This is a genomic window from Enterococcus sp. BWR-S5, assembly GCF_016745255.1.
In the GTDB taxonomy this organism is placed as follows: Bacteria; Bacillota; Bacilli; order Lactobacillales; family Enterococcaceae; genus Enterococcus_L.
Window position 1 is genome coordinate 133,007 of record NZ_JADOEQ010000004.1, and the last position, 16,445, is coordinate 149,451.

The 16,445-nt window shown below is 41.1% G+C and carries 12 protein-coding genes, 1 pseudogene and 1 other annotated feature; of the genes and pseudogenes, 2 read left to right on the forward strand and 11 right to left on the reverse strand.

What is annotated here, in order from left to right; genetic code table 11:
• Positions 1–43 precede the first annotated feature (43 nt).
• The 6 genes from IW510_RS06940 to IW510_RS06965 form a co-directional block, all read right to left on the reverse strand.
• Positions 44–2,689: a valine--tRNA ligase gene (locus tag IW510_RS06940; protein ID WP_202058113.1), complete on the reverse strand. Its 2,646-nt coding sequence runs from the start codon at positions 2,687–2,689 to the stop codon at positions 44–46.
• An 80-nt stretch (positions 2,690–2,769) separates the two neighbouring features.
• Positions 2,770–2,993: a binding site (T-box leader), on the reverse strand.
• Positions 2,994–3,104: 111 nt separating this feature from the next.
• Positions 3,105–3,596: a thiol peroxidase gene (gene tpx, locus IW510_RS06945; protein WP_202058114.1), complete on the reverse strand. Its 492-nt coding sequence runs from the start codon at positions 3,594–3,596 to the stop codon at positions 3,105–3,107.
• Positions 3,597–3,860: 264 nt separating this feature from the next.
• Positions 3,861–4,505, reverse strand: coding sequence for a redox-sensing transcriptional repressor Rex (locus tag IW510_RS06950; protein WP_202058115.1), 645 nt, complete (start codon positions 4,503–4,505; stop codon positions 3,861–3,863).
• Between the two features lie 213 nt (positions 4,506–4,718).
• Entirely contained in the window at positions 4,719–5,930 is a 1,212-nt protein-coding gene (gene thiI, locus IW510_RS06955) for a tRNA uracil 4-sulfurtransferase ThiI (RefSeq protein WP_202058116.1), read from the reverse strand.
• Between the two features lie 297 nt (positions 5,931–6,227).
• Positions 6,228–7,376 (reverse strand): cysteine desulfurase family protein, encoded by a 1,149-nt coding sequence (locus tag IW510_RS06960; protein ID WP_202058117.1) that lies wholly within the window; start codon positions 7,374–7,376, stop codon positions 6,228–6,230.
• A 162-nt stretch (positions 7,377–7,538) separates the two neighbouring features.
• Positions 7,539–9,260, reverse strand: coding sequence for a septation ring formation regulator EzrA (locus tag IW510_RS06965; protein ID WP_202058118.1), 1,722 nt, complete (start codon positions 9,258–9,260; stop codon positions 7,539–7,541).
• Between the two features lie 1,065 nt (positions 9,261–10,325).
• Here IW510_RS06965 and IW510_RS06970 point away from each other — a divergent pair.
• Positions 10,326–11,687, forward strand: coding sequence for an aspartate kinase (locus IW510_RS06970; protein ID WP_202058119.1), 1,362 nt, complete (start codon positions 10,326–10,328; stop codon positions 11,685–11,687).
• 54 nt (positions 11,688–11,741) lie between these two features.
• On the opposite strand, the gene IW510_RS06975 is transcribed toward IW510_RS06970, so the two are convergent.
• The 4 genes and pseudogenes from IW510_RS06975 to IW510_RS06990 form a co-directional block, all read right to left on the reverse strand.
• Positions 11,742–12,269: an HAD family hydrolase gene (locus IW510_RS06975; RefSeq protein WP_202058120.1), complete on the reverse strand. Its 528-nt coding sequence runs from the start codon at positions 12,267–12,269 to the stop codon at positions 11,742–11,744.
• Positions 12,259–13,116, reverse strand: coding sequence for a Cof-type HAD-IIB family hydrolase (locus IW510_RS06980; RefSeq protein WP_202058121.1), 858 nt, complete (start codon positions 13,114–13,116; stop codon positions 12,259–12,261). Before IW510_RS06980 ends, IW510_RS06975 begins: the two co-directional genes overlap by 11 nt.
• Positions 13,117–13,124: 8 nt before the next feature.
• Positions 13,125–13,840: pseudogene (locus tag IW510_RS06985) on the reverse strand (DUF72 domain-containing protein).
• 80 nt (positions 13,841–13,920) lie between these two features.
• Positions 13,921–14,667, reverse strand: coding sequence for an acyl-ACP thioesterase domain-containing protein (locus IW510_RS06990; RefSeq protein WP_202058123.1), 747 nt, complete (start codon positions 14,665–14,667; stop codon positions 13,921–13,923).
• Between the two features lie 369 nt (positions 14,668–15,036).
• On the opposite strand from IW510_RS06990, the gene IW510_RS06995 reads away from it, so the two are divergent.
• A complete protein-coding gene (locus IW510_RS06995) occupies positions 15,037–15,621 on the forward strand; it encodes a lytic polysaccharide monooxygenase (protein ID WP_202058124.1) in 585 nt (194 codons plus the stop codon).
• 205 nt (positions 15,622–15,826) lie between these two features.
• Here the strand turns inward: IW510_RS06995 and IW510_RS07000 are convergent, their stop codons facing one another.
• On the reverse strand, positions 15,827–16,411 hold the full coding sequence (locus IW510_RS07000) for a recombinase family protein (protein ID WP_202058125.1): 585 nt from the start codon (positions 16,409–16,411) through the stop codon (positions 15,827–15,829).
• Positions 16,412–16,445: the final 34 nt, after the last annotated feature.

Sequence of the window (16,445 nt, forward strand, 5' to 3'; positions counted from 1 at the left end):
TTTCCCTACCAGCTCTTTTTAGTTATTCTTTGACAAAACAAACTTACTCGATTGTCTTCAGCTGTTCAATTCTTTCACGGACAGCTTTTTGTTTGTCCAGATATTCTTTCTCTTTTTCTTTTTCTGCCTGAACAACATCCTCCGGCGCATTTGAAACAAAACGCTCATTGGAAAGCTTCCCTTGTACTCGTTTCACTTCTTGATCCCATTTCCCTAATTCTTTTTCCAAACGGGCAATTTCCTCTTCAATATTAATCAATCCGGCAAGCGGCAAATAGATTTCTACCCCTGTCAGAATCGCCGACATAGCCAGCTCAGGAGGAGTAATCTCTCCACTGATTGTCAATTCCTCCGGATTACAGAAGCGGTCAATATAGTTCTTATTGTCAATCAAGAAACGATCAATAGAAGGATCAGTTGTCTTAATTAGCAAGGTAATTGGTTTAGATAACGGTGTATTTACTTCCGCACGAATGTTTCGTACAGAGCGAATCACATCCTTCAGTACTTCCATCCCCTGCGCTGCCTGATCGTCAGAATTCTCAGGTTGAACCACCGGATAGTCAGCAATTACGAGAGAAACACCTTCATGAGGAATCTTCTCCCAAATCTCTTCTGTCACAAATGGCATGATTGGATGCAGCAGACGCAAAATGTTATCCAGTACATGAACAAGAATGCTCTTAGTGGTCTGCTTCGCCACTTCATCTTCACCATAAAGAATTTCCTTACTCATTTCGATGTACCAATCACAGAAATCATCCCAGATGAAATTATACAGCTGACGACCTGCTTCACCAAACTCGAAGCGATCAAACAATTCCGTTACTCGTTCAATCGTCTCATTCAAGCGTGTCAGTATCCAACGATCAGCAACGGTTTTCTTACCGCTGAAATCAATGTCCTCAACGGTCATCCCTTCAATATTCATAATAACGAAACGACTGGCATTCCAAATTTTATTGATAAAGTTCCAAGCCGCATCCATTTTTTCATAGCTGAAACGAACATCCTGCCCCGGCGCAGAACCATTAGACAAGAACCAGCGTAAGGCATCGGCACCATATTTTTCAATGACATCCATCGGATCGATACCATTGCCTAGAGATTTACTCATCTTACGTCCCTGCTCATCACGAATCAGCCCATGAATCAACGCATACTGGAATGGACGTTCACCAGTGAACTCCAAGCTTTGGAAAATCATTCGACTAACCCAGAAGAAAATAATATCGTAAGCTGTTACCAATGTACTGGTTGGGAAATAGCGCTGATAATCACTGCTTGCTTCATCCGGCCAGCCCATTGTTGAAAACGGCCATAACGCTGAACTAAACCAAGTATCCAGTACATCGCTATCCTGTGTCCAGTTCTCACTGTCTGCCGGTGCTTCCATACCAACATACATTTCCCCAGTCTCATTATGATACCAAGCAGGAATCTGATGTCCCCACCACAATTGACGGGAAATAACCCAGTCATGAACATTCTCCATCCAGCGAACGAAGGTATTGTTGAAGCGGTCAGGGAAAAATTCAACCGCATTGTCTGACTGTTGATTTTTGATTGCTTCCTCAGCTAACGGCTGCATCTTCACGAACCATTGTGTAGACAGACGAGGCTCAACAACTACACCTGTCCGCTCTGAATGACCGACACTATGATTCATTTTCTCAATCTTAATCAAACGACCCATTTCTTTCAAATCAGAAACGACCATTTTACGTGCGGCAAAGCGATCCATACCCGCATATTTACCGGCTAATTCGTTCATTGAACCATCATCGTTCATTACGTTTACCCGCGGCAGATTATGACGATTTCCCACCTCAAAGTCATTCGGATCATGAGCCGGCGTAATTTTAACTACACCCGTACCAAATTCCATATCTACGTATTCATCCGCAATAATTGGTATTTCCTTATCTACCAACGGCAGTGTTACCGTCTGACCGATTAACGCCTGATAACGTTCATCATCCGGATGAACAGCAACTGCTGTATCTCCAAGCATCGTCTCCGGACGTGTCGTTGCGATTTCTACAACGCCTGAGCCATCTGTCAGCGGATAACTCATATGATAGAAGGCTCCCTCAATATCTTTATGGATTACTTCAATATCTGATAACGCCGTTCTTGCTTTCGGGTCCCAGTTGATAATATATTCTCCACGATAAATTAATTCTTTTTCGTAAAGCTTTACAAAAACCTTGCGGACTGCGTCTGATAACCCATCATCCAAAGTAAAGCGTTCGCGGCTGTAATCTAATGATAAGCCCAGCTTTGCCCATTGTTCGCGAATGTGAGAAGCATATTCTTCCTTCCATTCCCAAACCTGTTCAACGAACTTTTCACGACCTAAATCATAGCGTGAAATTCCTTGCTCAGCTAATTTTTCTTCCACCTTTGCCTGTGTTGCGATTCCCGCATGGTCCATTCCCGGTAACCACAATGTATCATAGCCTTGCATTCTTTTCTGACGAATAATAATATCCTGTAGAGCGGTATCCCACGCATGGCCTAAATGCAGCTTCCCGGTAACATTCGGCGGCGGAATTACGATAGAGTATGGCTTTGCTTCCTTATTTCCATTTGGCTTGAATAAGTCCTGCTCCAACCATTTCTGATATCTGCCCTGCTCGATTTCAGTCGGTTGATATTTTGTAGGTAAATTGTTTTCTTCCGGCATCTTTCTCTCCTTCTTTCCTTCGTCCATCTAATTGAGTGTTTTGATAATAAAAAAAAGCCCTAAAACAGTTTTATCAACTGTTTTAGGACGTAATTACTACGCGGTACCACCTAATTTGTATCTGAGCTTCGTCAAATACCTCTTAATCACCGTGAGTTAACGATCACGACTCGAATCATTCTACTACAAAGGGTTCGAATGATTGACTCACAAGCTACCTTCCTGTCAGGTTCATGAAATCTTTCACCAGCCGATTTCTCTCTAAAATCCCTCAGACAGTACTCCTCTTGTTCATTGTCTATTTTTATTAAACGGTTACTGCTTCACACACTATGTAAAAATAGGTTGCGATAAACCATAAAATTCCTATAACGCATTTTACAATGAAGAGGGCCGATTGTCAATTTCAACTGAATTAACGTAAAGCTTTTGCTTTTTCCAAAGCTTCTGTATAATCAGGTTCTTCTGCAATTTCCTGACTGATTCGTTCATAAGCCAAGACACCGGCCTTATCAACAACGAATATCGCCCGAGCCAGACGTCCCATTTCCGGAATAAACAAGCCATAGGCCTCCCCGAATGTGTTGGCTTCATCACGAAGCATCTCCATATCCACGCCTTCAGCGGCACACCAGTTGCTTTGCTCTTCCTTGTTGTTATTGGAAATTGTTAAAAACGCTACGCCCTCTACAGCTCCCGCTTCTTGATTAAAACGTTTTGTCTGCAAAGAACAAATTCTAGTATCAATATCAGGCACGACACTAATTAGGACAGGCTGTCCTTTCAAATCCTCTAAGCGAATCTCTTTATCTTCCAGATTCTTAAGCGTAAAATCAGGTGCTGCCGTTCCTACTTTAGGCTGTTCGCCAACTAATTCAAATTCTGTTCCTTTTCTTGTTACAATCACTTCAAGTTCCTCCTTTATTTATCCCTGCATGACTCTTATCATATACCTCAATTCACGAAAAAGCCTTTTTGATCGGATACAACAAAAATACAATAGAGAATTGCTTGCTACAACAGGTCTTATCTAGATAGATCCTGTAAAAGATTTCATCATACGAAAACTGACCTTTACTTAAGCAAAGGAGTAACGTGTATCCATTCTGTCTTTTGTAGCCTTCATATAATTAAGTATAGAGGAAGCATTTTCAGAACTCAAAGAAACTGCCTACTTAGAAAAGGCCGTATCAAAATAAATCAGTGTTTGCAGCTCTGTTGTCAAATCAATATACTGCACATTGACATGGTTAGGTACAGTCACTCGATCCGGTGCAAAGTTCAGAATTGCGGTAACCCCTGCATCAACAATCTCATTGATTGCCTTTTGAGCATACTTGCTCGGGACCGTAGAAATTGCCACCGTCACGCCGTTTTCTTCAATCATACGTGTCAGCTGATCCATTGGCTGAACACAAATCTCGTTTACTTGTTCGCCAACAAGATTGTCATCGATATCAAAGGCACAGACAATATTCAGATTTTCGTTTCTTCTGAAATTATTTTTAATCAATGCCCGACCAAGATTTCCACAGCCAATCAGCGCAATTCGCTTCTCTTCCTGTGTATTCAAAATATTACTGAATACCTCAATCAGATAAGGAACATCGTAGCCATATCCGCTCCTGCCAAGCTCTCCCAGATGAGAGAAATCCCTACGAATCGTCGCAGGCGGAATTTGAACGATTTCACTGAACTCTCTAGACTTGATTCGGACAACACCCGAGTCATCCAGCATTTTCAAATAGCGCAAATACAAGGGTAATCGTTTGGCTGTTGCTTTAGGTATTTTTTTTTCATTCGCCAGTATTTCCATCTTCTGTTCTCCTTGTTAATGATTTCACATTCTAGTGTAACATCCGTCAAAGAATACAGCAATCACTTTGTGAAAAAAAGTGATTTTCTTTACAAAAAAGAGTAATTTATTAAAAAAATCCTCATTAACTGTGAAACTTATCTACTTTACAGCTGCTAAAAAAAAACAAAGAACTGAGGGGAAATATTCCCCTCAGCTCTTTATGCCACTCGTCTAAAGCAAGTCTGAAAAATCATCCTCTGCTTCATTTTGGCTATCTGCAGTTATTTCACTAACTTTGATTCCATTAAGTGCTCGTTCCATCAACCCCGCAAGATCAAGTCGCGCTTCATAGGCTTGTGCCTTTTCCAATTTCGGTCTTGTTTTTGGTTGTGGCGGTGCAAAAATTGTACAACAGTCTTCAAATGGTTGAATAGCCAATTCAAAGGTATCAATCCGCTCCGCAATTTCAATGATTTCATTTTTATCCATCGAAACAACTGGCCGAATAATCGGCGTATTCGTTACCTCATTGATTGCTACCATACTTTGCAGCGTTTGAGAAGCAACCTGACCCAAAGATTCCCCGTTGATAATCACCAAGCCATTGCGCTGTTCTCTTAACGCATCCGTCAGGCGCAGCATCAAGCGACGTGTTACAGTCATCAAGTACCCCTGAGGCACCACCCGCTTAATTTCTTCCTGTATCTCAGTAAAAGGGACTTCGATAAATTGGATACTTCCTGAATAGGGCGCTAATTTGCCTGCCAAATCCTTTGCTTTTTGCAATGCCTGTTCACTGGTGTAAGGAGGACTGGCAAAATGCACCGCTTCTACCTCTACACCACGTTTCATCGAGAGGTAGCCAGCCACCGGTGAATCGATTCCGCCAGACAGCATCAGCATACCACGCCCACTGGTTCCCACCGGCAAGCCACCAGCACCTAAAATAGTTTCATAAGACAAATAGACGCCTTCTCTACGAATCTCAACACGAATATTGATATCCGATTTCTTCATCTGCACTTGAATATTCGGGTAAACTTCAAAAACTGCACCGCCAAGCTCACGATTCAGCTCATTTGAATCCATTTCATAGGTATGATCGGAACGCTTTGTCGTAATCTTAAAGGTCATGCCTTCTTGATACACTTCCTTGATAATCTCCTGTACCGCAGCACGAACAGTTGGGAACTCTCTATCGACACGAATACTCGGAGAAAAGCTTTGGATACCGAAAACCTTTTCTAATTTAGGAATAATCTGTGCACTATCCTCACCGTTTAGCAGTAGATGCATGCGATCACGATCCGCATGAATTTTGATAGCTGGGAAGCTCTGCAATGCTTGTTTAACATTCGCTGCCAGCTGCATAATAAATGATTTTCTATTTTTCCCTTTAGTTGATAATTCGCCATAGCGAACCATTATTTCTGTATAGTTCAAATTGGAACCCTCTTTCAAATGATTTTATGATGATATATCCTACGAAGTACCTTACTATGTATAATTGATAAGTTTTATAAAATGAATGGCACAAATAATCGTTTCTGTTGCTGCAAACATAAGAAAAGCTGACTCCTGAAGCTAGACAAACAGAAAAGCTGAACACGCTTGTGCAGCTTTTGATGATTCAGATAGAATTAAAATCCTGTTCCACTATAACACAGGAACAGGATTTTTCAAGCTTTTATTTAGACTGTGACGGCTAAGTACCATTCAGCTGGTTTCTATTTTTATTCCCTATCCATTCACCTTCAAAAACTTTTTATGCAGCTGATTGAAGATAATCATGAACTGCTCAATTTCTGCCAATGTATTGCTCTCATCTAAACTAACCCGTACCGCAGCACTTGCCTCTGCTTCTGTTACATGCATCGCATGAAGAGTGCTTCCAACCGATTTTTTTCGACTGGAGCATGCACTAGTTGTTGAAATGAATATCTGTTTTTCTTCCAATGCATGAACCATGACCTCTCCACGAATTCCAGGCAATGCAAAGCAAACAATATGAGGTGCGAAGTCCGCAGCAGCTTCAGAGAACAGCCGAACATTTTCGTAACCAGATAATTGCTCAATTAAGTAATTACGCAGCTGCGCTACATGTCCTTCACGCTCTTGATTTTTCTCACTATACATGCGGAGTGCTCTGGCTGTCGCTACAATACCCGCAATATTTTCAGTCCCACTACGCTGATTCTCCTCTTGACCGCCACCAGTTAACAACGCTGCCAGCTTACGCCCTTTCTTCCAATAAATGAAACCAACACCCTTAGGTCCATGAAACTTGTGTGCTGAAAATACGGCAAAGTCCACTCGTGGTGTCAGCCACTCATCTGTAGCTATCTTGCCAATCGCTTGGACAGCATCCACATGAAAATGAATGGTAGGGAATTCTTCTAAGACCTCGCTAATAGCTCTGATTGGCTGAATGGTGCCAATTTCATTATTGACCGCCATGACAGAAACCAAAATCGTCTCTTTACGAATTAACCCTTTCAAGGCTTCAACACGAACAAAGCCGCGATGATCCACCGGCAAAACAGAAATTTCAAACCCAAGCTTTTCAAGCTGTTTAGCAGTTTCTGATACAGCAGGATGCTCAATACCCGAAATGATGATATGCTTGCCAAATGTGCGTTTTTCAATTGCTGTACCTTTCATTACCCAGTTGTCACCTTCTGTGCCGCCTGAGGTAAAAAAGATTTCTCCTGACTCAACAGATAACAGCTCAGCAATCTGGTTTCGCGCCTGTTCCAACAAACGATGCGCCTGATTTCCGAGATCATGCAGACTCGATGGATTTCCAATGATACGTTGACTCGTTTTTATATAAGTATCCAACACTTGCGGATAAATTGGGGTCGTTGCACTATTATCAAAATAGATCATATTTACAGCCTTCTTCCTAAAAAATTCTTTACTATTATATCCTTTTTGCTAGGGTTCTTCAATCAATCTTGTTTCTACACTTATCAACCAAGATTGTTACTCATTTAGAATCAGTCCGATAATAAAAAAACAGAGCAACCTGTTCAGTTGCTCTGTTTTTGATTATACAGCGTCTAAGTTTTTAAAGTAAATATCTTCGATTCTTCTGAATGCTCCCGGTTCCACTCGTTCAAGTGCTGTACCAATAACATCCAAAGCATCTTGATAACGATACTCTTTAGAGAAAAGATCCAATGTTTTTTCCATCGCCTGACTAATTGCTTCATTTGTATGGCGATAGCGGTTTGCGTACTGCATCATTTGTTCTGTCAATGCTGCCGAGTTAACCAAATCGTTGGTCTTTTTATCTAATAACTCCAGATCCTCTTCACATAAATCTGCAAGCTTGTTAATCTCATCAATGTTGATTCGAATACGGTTCAACGCTTTACTTAATTCTTCAATACGATCAGTAGCTACAAAGAAGAACTCCAGATAAGTTGAAGGCAATCCCGGTAAACGTTTCTTCTCTACAAAACGTTTCAAATTACGCAAACGGAATTCAAATTGATCCACTTTATCCTGTGCTTCTTTCTCACCCTTACGCAGTTCTTTCAAGGACATATCGATTTCCATTTGTTGGTTTTCGATATCCGCCAGAACACGGTAACAGTCTTTAAAGAAAACCTGCACTTCTGAATATGCTACAGTATGCTCAGCCATTTTCGGCTGGTAATCTTCATAACGACGAATCAGCTCTTCAATCTCAGATTGGAACCCTCTTGAACGTCCTAATTCATTATGGTTCAATGTGTAGCTTTGTGAGGTATGATCCAATTCAATCATCAACTGACGATTGTTTCTAAGTACGTGAGCAATGTAATCACCAATTGTTTTATGGTTATTAACTACGTATTTCTTAGAGTTGATTTCTTTTTCCATTACTTCATACAAGGCATCAATCGCTGCAGCTGTATCACGGTTAGCAACCTCGACAGCAGCAACTTCTGCTTTTTCTAAGTCAACGGAAGAATTTTTCACACGTTTCTTCACGCGGTTCAATTCTTCTTCAAAGTTCTGTTCAGGGAATACAAAATGGTCTTCTCTCAGACGTTTGTAGCCTTCTTCAATTTCCTTGATTTGATCAGGGAATACTCTGCTAAGTTCATCATGCAGTGGTGGAATACGTTTCATCACATCATCAAGCTCATAGGTATGACGTTCAGCACTTTCCAATACTTCTCTAGCTTCCACCGGGTCACCGGATGTATTCAATGTGACAAACTGAGTGAACTCAATTTCAATATTTTTCACTTGCTTCTGCAATTCAGAGTAAGCCGGGCCAAAGCCATCTTTCTCTTCTTGCAGCAAGCCGCTGATTTCTTCGTAGATGTCCAAGGCCTTCTGAACTTCCAATGAGTTCCGGCTTTCGCTGTCGCTCAACTCTTTCAGCCCACGACGAATTTCTTCTACTTCAGATTCCATTTCATCCATCGTCTGCTCAGCTTCTGTAACCGCACGTTTTGCTTTCATATAACGGAAAGAATCATTTAATTCTTCAACTTCAAAAATTTGGCTTTCTAATTCTGCAAATGAACGAGTCGAAATATCAGCCCAACGCTGATTCCATTCACGGAATGTATTCTGACTCTGCCCGACCATGTGCATTTTTTTGATTTCGTCTACTTCTTCAATGACAGGCAAATCGAACAGCTCTTCTTTTCTCTTCTCAAGAACCTTAAGCTTCGATTGATTTTGCCTCCGCATAAAGTGACCAATCAAGTATAAGATAGCCGCAACGATGATTATCACTAGAACCACGATAATAATCAAATTGTTCTTCATTAATGTTTCCTCCGTTTATTCAGCATTCTATAATTAGGAATAGGCAGCTCTCTCAATGAATAATTGCTTGATTATTATTTGAAAGACTGGAACAAATTCTTTATCATTCTCTTCAAAAAGACAACCGTAGAAAATTATATCACAAAGTAGCTCCTCAAGCACTAATTTAATGAGGAAATCGCAAAAAACATTTCTATGTTGTTCTTCTCTTAAGAGTCTCTTAATCTTCACGCATACTAGCCGCAAGAATAATCCATTGCTTCCAGTTTATCAAAATTTTGGTTAAAAATGAAGTGATTTATTTAATACGTGAGAAAAGCTCTTTTTCCTGTTGCTTTTCGACAAGAATTTCGGTATTCTTTATACTACTAACATTACAAAACAATGAGAACCTGAACGATGTTCTTCCTGATATTTTAATCAGTAAGAGAGAAATCACTTGAAAAACAACACAAATCATCTATTCTGTATATAATAGAATAGAATCACCAAGCATTCGTTGATACAACAATGCAAAAGTTGTTTTTTCAAACAAATTATCTCAATGTTAAGATAAATCAGTTTTATACAAATTAATCGTTCGTTCAATGAAGAATTCAGACAGTCACCTGACCGAGTTCCTCAACAATATAAAGGAGTGCCATTTCCCTTTTTACAAGTAGTCTAGGGAAATAGACATCGGACCCACAAAATGAAGAACTCAGGAAGTTACCTGACTGAGTTCCTCAACAATATAAAGGAGTGCCATTTCCCTTTTTACAAGTAGTCTAGGGAAATAGACATCGGACCTACAAAATGAAGAACTCAGGAAGTTACCTGAACGAGTTCATCAACAATATATAAAGGAGTGCCATTTCCCTTTTTACAAGTAGTCTAGGGAAATAGACATCGGACCTACAAAATGAAGAACTCAGGAAGTTACCTGACTGAGTTCATCAATAATATAAAGGAGTACCATTACTCTTGTGTAGGAACCTCTAGACGTAATGGATAACGGACCACCAAAATGAAGAACTCGGGCAGTCACCTGACCGAGTTTCTCAACAATATAAAGGAGTGGAAATTGTGAAAGTTATTAAATTTGGCGGAAGCTCTTTGGCTTCGGCACAGCAATTGAAAAAAGTAGTTCAAATCGTGAAAGATGACTCAACACGAAAGTTCGTTGTTGTTTCCGCTCCTGGTAAGCGTTCCGACGAAGATATCAAAGTAACTGATCTATTAATCAGCTACCACGAAAAATATCTAAACAACGAAAATACACAAGAGCTTATTCAGCAAATCATCGCTCGCTATGAAAGTATCATGGATGAGTTAGCTATGGATAAGACTGTTTTAGCAGATATTCAGCAATCAGTCACGGCATTGGCTCAACTGCCTAAGGAAAATAATCCGCATCTGTTTGATGCGTTTCTTGCAAGTGGTGAAAATAATAATGCCAAGCTGGTAGCAGCCTTCTTCAAAGAACAGGGCCTACCGGCAGTTTATAAAAATCCTCATGATTTAGGTATTATTGTTACCGATGAACCGGGAAATGCCCGAATTCTGCCTTCTTCTTACGATAAAATTGGACAATATAAAGATACAGAAGAAGTGTTTGTCATCCCCGGCTTCTTTGGTTATACAGAAGCAGGAGAAATTTGTACCTTCTCACGCGGCGGTTCGGATATTACCGGCTCTATCGTTGCCGCAGGTGTTCAAGCGGAGCAATATGAAAACTTTACAGATGTTGATGGTATTTTCGTTGCACACCCTGGAATCGTCCGACAGCCTAAGACCATCAAAGAACTGACATATCGGGAAATGCGTGAGCTGGCTTATGCAGGCTTCGCTGTTCTTCATGATGAAGCATTAATGCCGGCCTATAAAGCCCATATTCCGGTAGTAATCAAAAATACCAATAATCCGTCTCACCCAGGCACACTGATTACAACAAAACGTGAAGCTGATGCAGAGCCGGTGGTAGGAATTGCCAGCGATCAGAATTTCGCAACCATCTACATTAGTAAATATCTGATGAATAGAGAATTGGGTTTCGGGCGCAAAGTGCTGGAAATTCTGGAAAATATGGGATTAAGTTACGAGCATATGCCATCAGGAATTGACGATATTTCCATTGTTCTGCGTGAACGTCAATTAACACCGGAAATTGAAGAACGTTTGATTCATGAACTGGAACACGAGCTGAAGCCGGATGAGCTGCGCATTACTCATGGCTTATCTATGATTATGATTGTGGGTGAAGGCATGCAGCGTCGCATCGGGGTAACGGCCGATAGTACAGCAGCCCTTGCCAAAAATAAAATCAATCTGGAAATGATTAACCAAGGTTCGTCTGAAGTCAGCATCATGTTTGGTATTCGTGGTGAAGAAGAAAAGCATGCGATTCGCGCCCTTTATGAAACATTTTTTGGCGAAGAAGCTGAGTAAGTAAAGGTTAGGCAGCCATCATATTTATACATTAAAAGAGCAGCAAGCTCAGAATCATTCGATTCTAAGGTCGCTGCTCTTTTTTTGGCGCTCCAGCTCTGCTTTCAGCTTTGGCTCCGGTGCATATTTTTCTTCCCAGTCATCAGGCTTTAACACTTTGTGTGTTACCTCATGATAACGAGGCTTTCCATCCGGGAAAAGCTTTCCCATGTTGGCTTCGTGCACAATCGAAAAAAGCTCTGTTGGGTCAACGCCTAATAGAGAAAAAGAACCATAGGTAAAATACAGCAAATCGATCAATGCGTCCACCTGATCCACTAATGTATCTTCAATTTTCTTTTCCTTCGCCAGCATCTTCTTCTCAGCTGTATCGACATCTGTCTTCAACTGGTCCACAAGCTCATGAAATAACGCTTGATCGTTGTCAGCTGCTGCGTAGAGAAATTCTACCAGCTCTTCTGTTTTGAAACCTGCCCTTGCAGAAGCTTCTTTCGCAGTAAAAGCTTTTGGTGCTTTTGGACGACGATTGTCAAAAGTTTTATGAAACAGCTCTGTTTTTTCATAAGGGTTATCAATTTTCATCAACGTTCTCCTTGAGTATGTCATAATGAACGAGTGCGCGAAATATTCCGTGTTCCTCATTGGAATCAGTCACATAATCAGCGACAGCCTTCACACCCGCTGGGGCATTTCCCATAGCTACACCGATTCCTGCCCCCTCTAGCATTTCTATATCATTCCAATTATCTCCAAACACCATCACTTCATTCAAACTCAGTTGAAAATGTGCCATACATTTCTTAATTCCTCGCAGTTTAGAACCACCCTGAGGAATAATATCAACAACATATGGATTAGAACGAGTCAACGTACAGTCCGGCAGCTGTTGTTCTAAATAATCCTTTTCTTCTACAGGACTCAGCAACACGCACTGGTAGATTTCTTCATCTAAGATATTCAATTCATGATAGCGGCATTCCTTTTTTCCAGGGCGAAACTTTACTAAAAAATTTTTGGCAAAAGAGATAGGAAACCATTTAGGAATAAAGCGAGCCAAGCGCTTCGCCCTACTGTTCTGCCCAAATTTCATCAGCGAGCTGCCTTCCATCCTAGTGCGGCCGCCAAACATCATCTGACGGTGCCCAGCGTCTGCAAAATCAACAATTCGCTCTAATGTTTCCTTTGAAAAAGCCTGCGCATGAAGAGTGGCATCCTTCGTATAGACCAGCTGCCCATTATAGGTCACAAAAACATCCAGATTCAGAGCATCAATCTGCTCCGTCAAATGGATTGGCCCACGTCCTGTTGCAACCCCACAGATAATTCCCTGCTGTTGCGCAGCGATAATCGCCTTTTTCGTGGAGTCCAGTGCATGTGCGTGCTTATTCACCAACGTTCCATCAATATCGAATAAAATCATTTTTATCATAAATCACCTTAAAATAAACCCATTTGCTTCGGATTCAGATTTTCATATTCTACTGCAAGTCTTGCCTTCATATCCAGAGCATTTCCAGCAGCATCACCGCCGGAATTATTATTGAAAATAACACCTATTTCACGTGTCTTTTCAGCAGCTTGCTCAACTGCTCTGCTCAATTCGTCACAAATGGAAAGAAGGGAACCGGATTCAGTGGAATTTGCGGCTCATCTACTACCACAAGTGAAAAATGCTGCTGCTTCATATAGCCTAGGGTCTGCTTGACACGTTCCGGCTGGTACCAAGTACCATTTCTTAATTCTACCGCGACAGGATAGTCTGCAAACCACGTACTTATTTTGTTTAGATATGCAACGTTTTCCTTTGTGCAACCAAAGCTTGCTGAAAACTGCACGAGAAACGCAAACAGTTTGCCACTTTGAATTAACGGCTCCATACTGTGTAAAAAGGCCTGAACCATTTCCTCTTCACTTTGATAGTAGGTTTCCCATTCGCCCTGACAGCTGATGCCGCTATACACCTTTATCACAAAACGAAAGTTTTCAGGGACAGCTGCCACCCAATTTTTGACAGATTCCTGCTTGGGAATGCCGTAATAGGCAGTATCCATCTCCACCAAAGGTAAATGCCCTGCGTATTCATAAAGCGTCGTTCGCTTCTTTCCGGTCAGCGTCTCGTGCTCATTGAAGGATGTCAGACCTAAACGAATCATTCCTTCACTTCCTTTCGTCCTCATTTTTGTTGTACTATCATACACAATAAAATAGAATTTGAACACTTATTCGTCGTTTCCTATTTTTCTTGGCACTCTTGCCAGCGAATATTTGCTTCGCAATACAGCTGATCCCCTATACGAATCTCATGTCTTGTTTTCAAACCTGCTTCATCCTCAACCGTGTCGTAATGACTCTCCACTACATGGCCATACTCTACTTCCTTATCGAATTTCACATTGACCTGAACAGGTTGATGTACAGACAGAAAATCATAACCCAATACATCCAACAGCCAATTGAAATAAATCGCATTATTTACATGCTGGTTGCCATCAATATCAAAATAGCGAACACTGTAGTCGCAGGATTGACCATTTTCCACCTTCTCAATTTTCTCACTACGCTGAATTTTTTTGATTTTTTCACTTTCATAAGGCGCAATGATTTCTTCCGATACACTACCCATTTTACGGTTTTCTCTATTCATCAAGACAAAGGTTGACTTAATCAGTACACATTCATTGCCCTCTTCATCATGTATCCAAAAATTACGGTAACAAAAATATTTATTGTAGGACATCGCTTCCGTTGTGATATTGATTTTTTCTCCTACTTTCGGCAAACGATGAATCGTTATCTCATAATTCGTAATGACCCAGCCTAACCCTAAGCTCGCAATATAATCCGCTCCTCTGCCTAGCAGCGCACTTTGCTCCTCTGATGTACGAATAACTACCGCCAACATAGATGGCAAGGTCATTTTCTTTGTGATATCTCCATCATAATAAGCCACTTCGTAGGGCATGGTGTATCTTTTTCCCATTTACAAATCTCCTCTCTCCATAGCAACAGGTCCAACAAACTACTTTATTTTCTATAGATGAAAAAGCAGCGCAGCCTTCGTTTATACTATTTAACATTGTTTTCCATTTCTGTAAATTATAACATATGTCTGAAATATGTATGTGCGTGCATCGCTTTTTTTTTCAGCTGCAATCAGTCTTTTTTCGAAGTGAAACAATCCTCCTCCTATAAAAGGCTGTCCAATTTCAGAAACAAAAGCAAACAATCCTAAATCAGCTTCTCTCACCAAAACATTATAATGAGATAAAAGCATATCTTTTGAACAGATGGAAAATCCATGTTACTTTAGCATTGTAAGCGTTACAAAAAAACTTTAGGAGGCAACACAATGAAGAAAGTATTGTTGAAAACGATCTTGGCACTTGGTTTATTTACAGTAGGTACCGCAGCAGCAGCAACCGTTTCAGAAGCCCATGGCTACATCTCCAGCCCTGGAAGCAGAGCTTACTTCGGCAGTGCGGCAGGCGGCAAGCTCAACACAAACGTCGGACGAGCAGAGTGGGAACCCCAAAGTATTGAAGCAACAAAAGGAGTATTCGTTGACGGCAAACTTGCCAGCGCAGGCGTAAGCGGCTTTGAGGCATTGGATGAGCAGACAGCAATCCGTTGGCATAAAACGACTATTTCAACTGGAAATCTGCCGCTTACATGGACATTAACAGCTCGTCATCGTACCTCTACTTGGGATTACTATATGACCAAACAAGGCTGGGATCAAAATGCGCCATTAAAAATGAGCGACTTTGAGCTGATTGGTCAAGTGAATGACAACAATGCGATTCCTGGTTCAACAGTTAATCACACACTTACGATTCCAAGCAATCGCTCCGGTTACCATATTGTTTATGGTGTCTGGAATGTTGCTGATACAACAAATGCTTTCTATCAAGTAGTCGATGTGAACGTACAATAATCAGACCACTGCAAGGTATCTTAGATGAAGAACTACAGCTCATCCAACTATCTTCACAGGTCTATCGTTCAAACAGCTTCTTTTATCAATGAAAGTCAGCAAATATCAGAAACCCATCACTTTCAGATATCTCTGCTTTAATAGCTACAAACAAGAAAATCAGCAGTTGGAAGGTCTTACACATTCCGTCTGCTGATTTTTTCTGCTAGTTATTGGAAATTGTTCTTTTGGTACGGTAAACACCGTCTTTTTTCAAATGGTAGTAGATAGTTGCAGTAGAAATACCGCAGCGCTTGGAAATCTCTTGTGCAGGAATATCCGTATTATGATAGAGATTCAACGCTTCCTTTACCTGATTGACTAATGGCGGTCGGCCTAAGGTGACACCATTGCTTTTGGCAGCACTCAGACCAGCCAGTACCCGTTCTCGAATCATTTCTGCCTCCATCTCTGCAAAAGCCCCCATGATTGTAAAGAAAAAACGTCCCGTCGCGGTTGTTGTATCAATGTTATTCTGGATACTGACAAAGTGAATCTGGTTTCGATCAAATTCTTCCATTAAGCTTAATAGCTGTTTCGTCCCCCGTGCCAAGCGATCCAATTTGAAAATCACAAAGGTGTCGCCCGATCGCAGTTCAGCCAATGCCTTGTTCAGCTCTGTCCGTTCCAGCTTTCGTCCACTTTCATGCTCCTTAAATATCTTATCTACCCCATATGCTTCCAATGCCTGCAGCTGGGAATCAAACTTTTGATGTGGCGTACTTACGCGCATATATCCAATCACCGCCATCAACTTCCTCCTTCTTTTGTCTGTCTGTGAGTCT

Bases quoted from the DNA above. Each gene is read 5' to 3' on its own strand.
- IW510_RS07000 (WP_202058125.1), bottom strand. From the start codon at position 16,411: ATGGCGGTGATTGGATATATGCGCGTAAGTACGCCACATCAAAAGTTT.
- IW510_RS06960 (WP_202058117.1), bottom strand. From the start codon at position 7,376: ATGATCTATTTTGATAATAGTGCAACGACCCCAATTTATCCGCAAGTG.
- IW510_RS06980 (WP_202058121.1), bottom strand. From the start codon at position 13,116: ATGATAAAAATGATTTTATTCGATATTGATGGAACGTTGGTGAATAAG.
- IW510_RS06940 (WP_202058113.1), bottom strand. From the start codon at position 2,689: ATGCCGGAAGAAAACAATTTACCTACAAAATATCAACCGACTGAAATC.
- IW510_RS06990 (WP_202058123.1), bottom strand. From the start codon at position 14,667: ATGGGAAAAAGATACACCATGCCCTACGAAGTGGCTTATTATGATGGA.
- IW510_RS06995 (WP_202058124.1), top strand. From the start codon at position 15,037: ATGAAGAAAGTATTGTTGAAAACGATCTTGGCACTTGGTTTATTTACA.
- IW510_RS06965 (WP_202058118.1), bottom strand. From the start codon at position 9,260: ATGAAGAACAATTTGATTATTATCGTGGTTCTAGTGATAATCATCGTT.
- IW510_RS06975 (WP_202058120.1), bottom strand. From the start codon at position 12,269: ATGAAAATTGATAACCCTTATGAAAAAACAGAGCTGTTTCATAAAACT.
- IW510_RS06950 (WP_202058115.1), bottom strand. From the start codon at position 4,505: ATGGAAATACTGGCGAATGAAAAAAAAATACCTAAAGCAACAGCCAAA.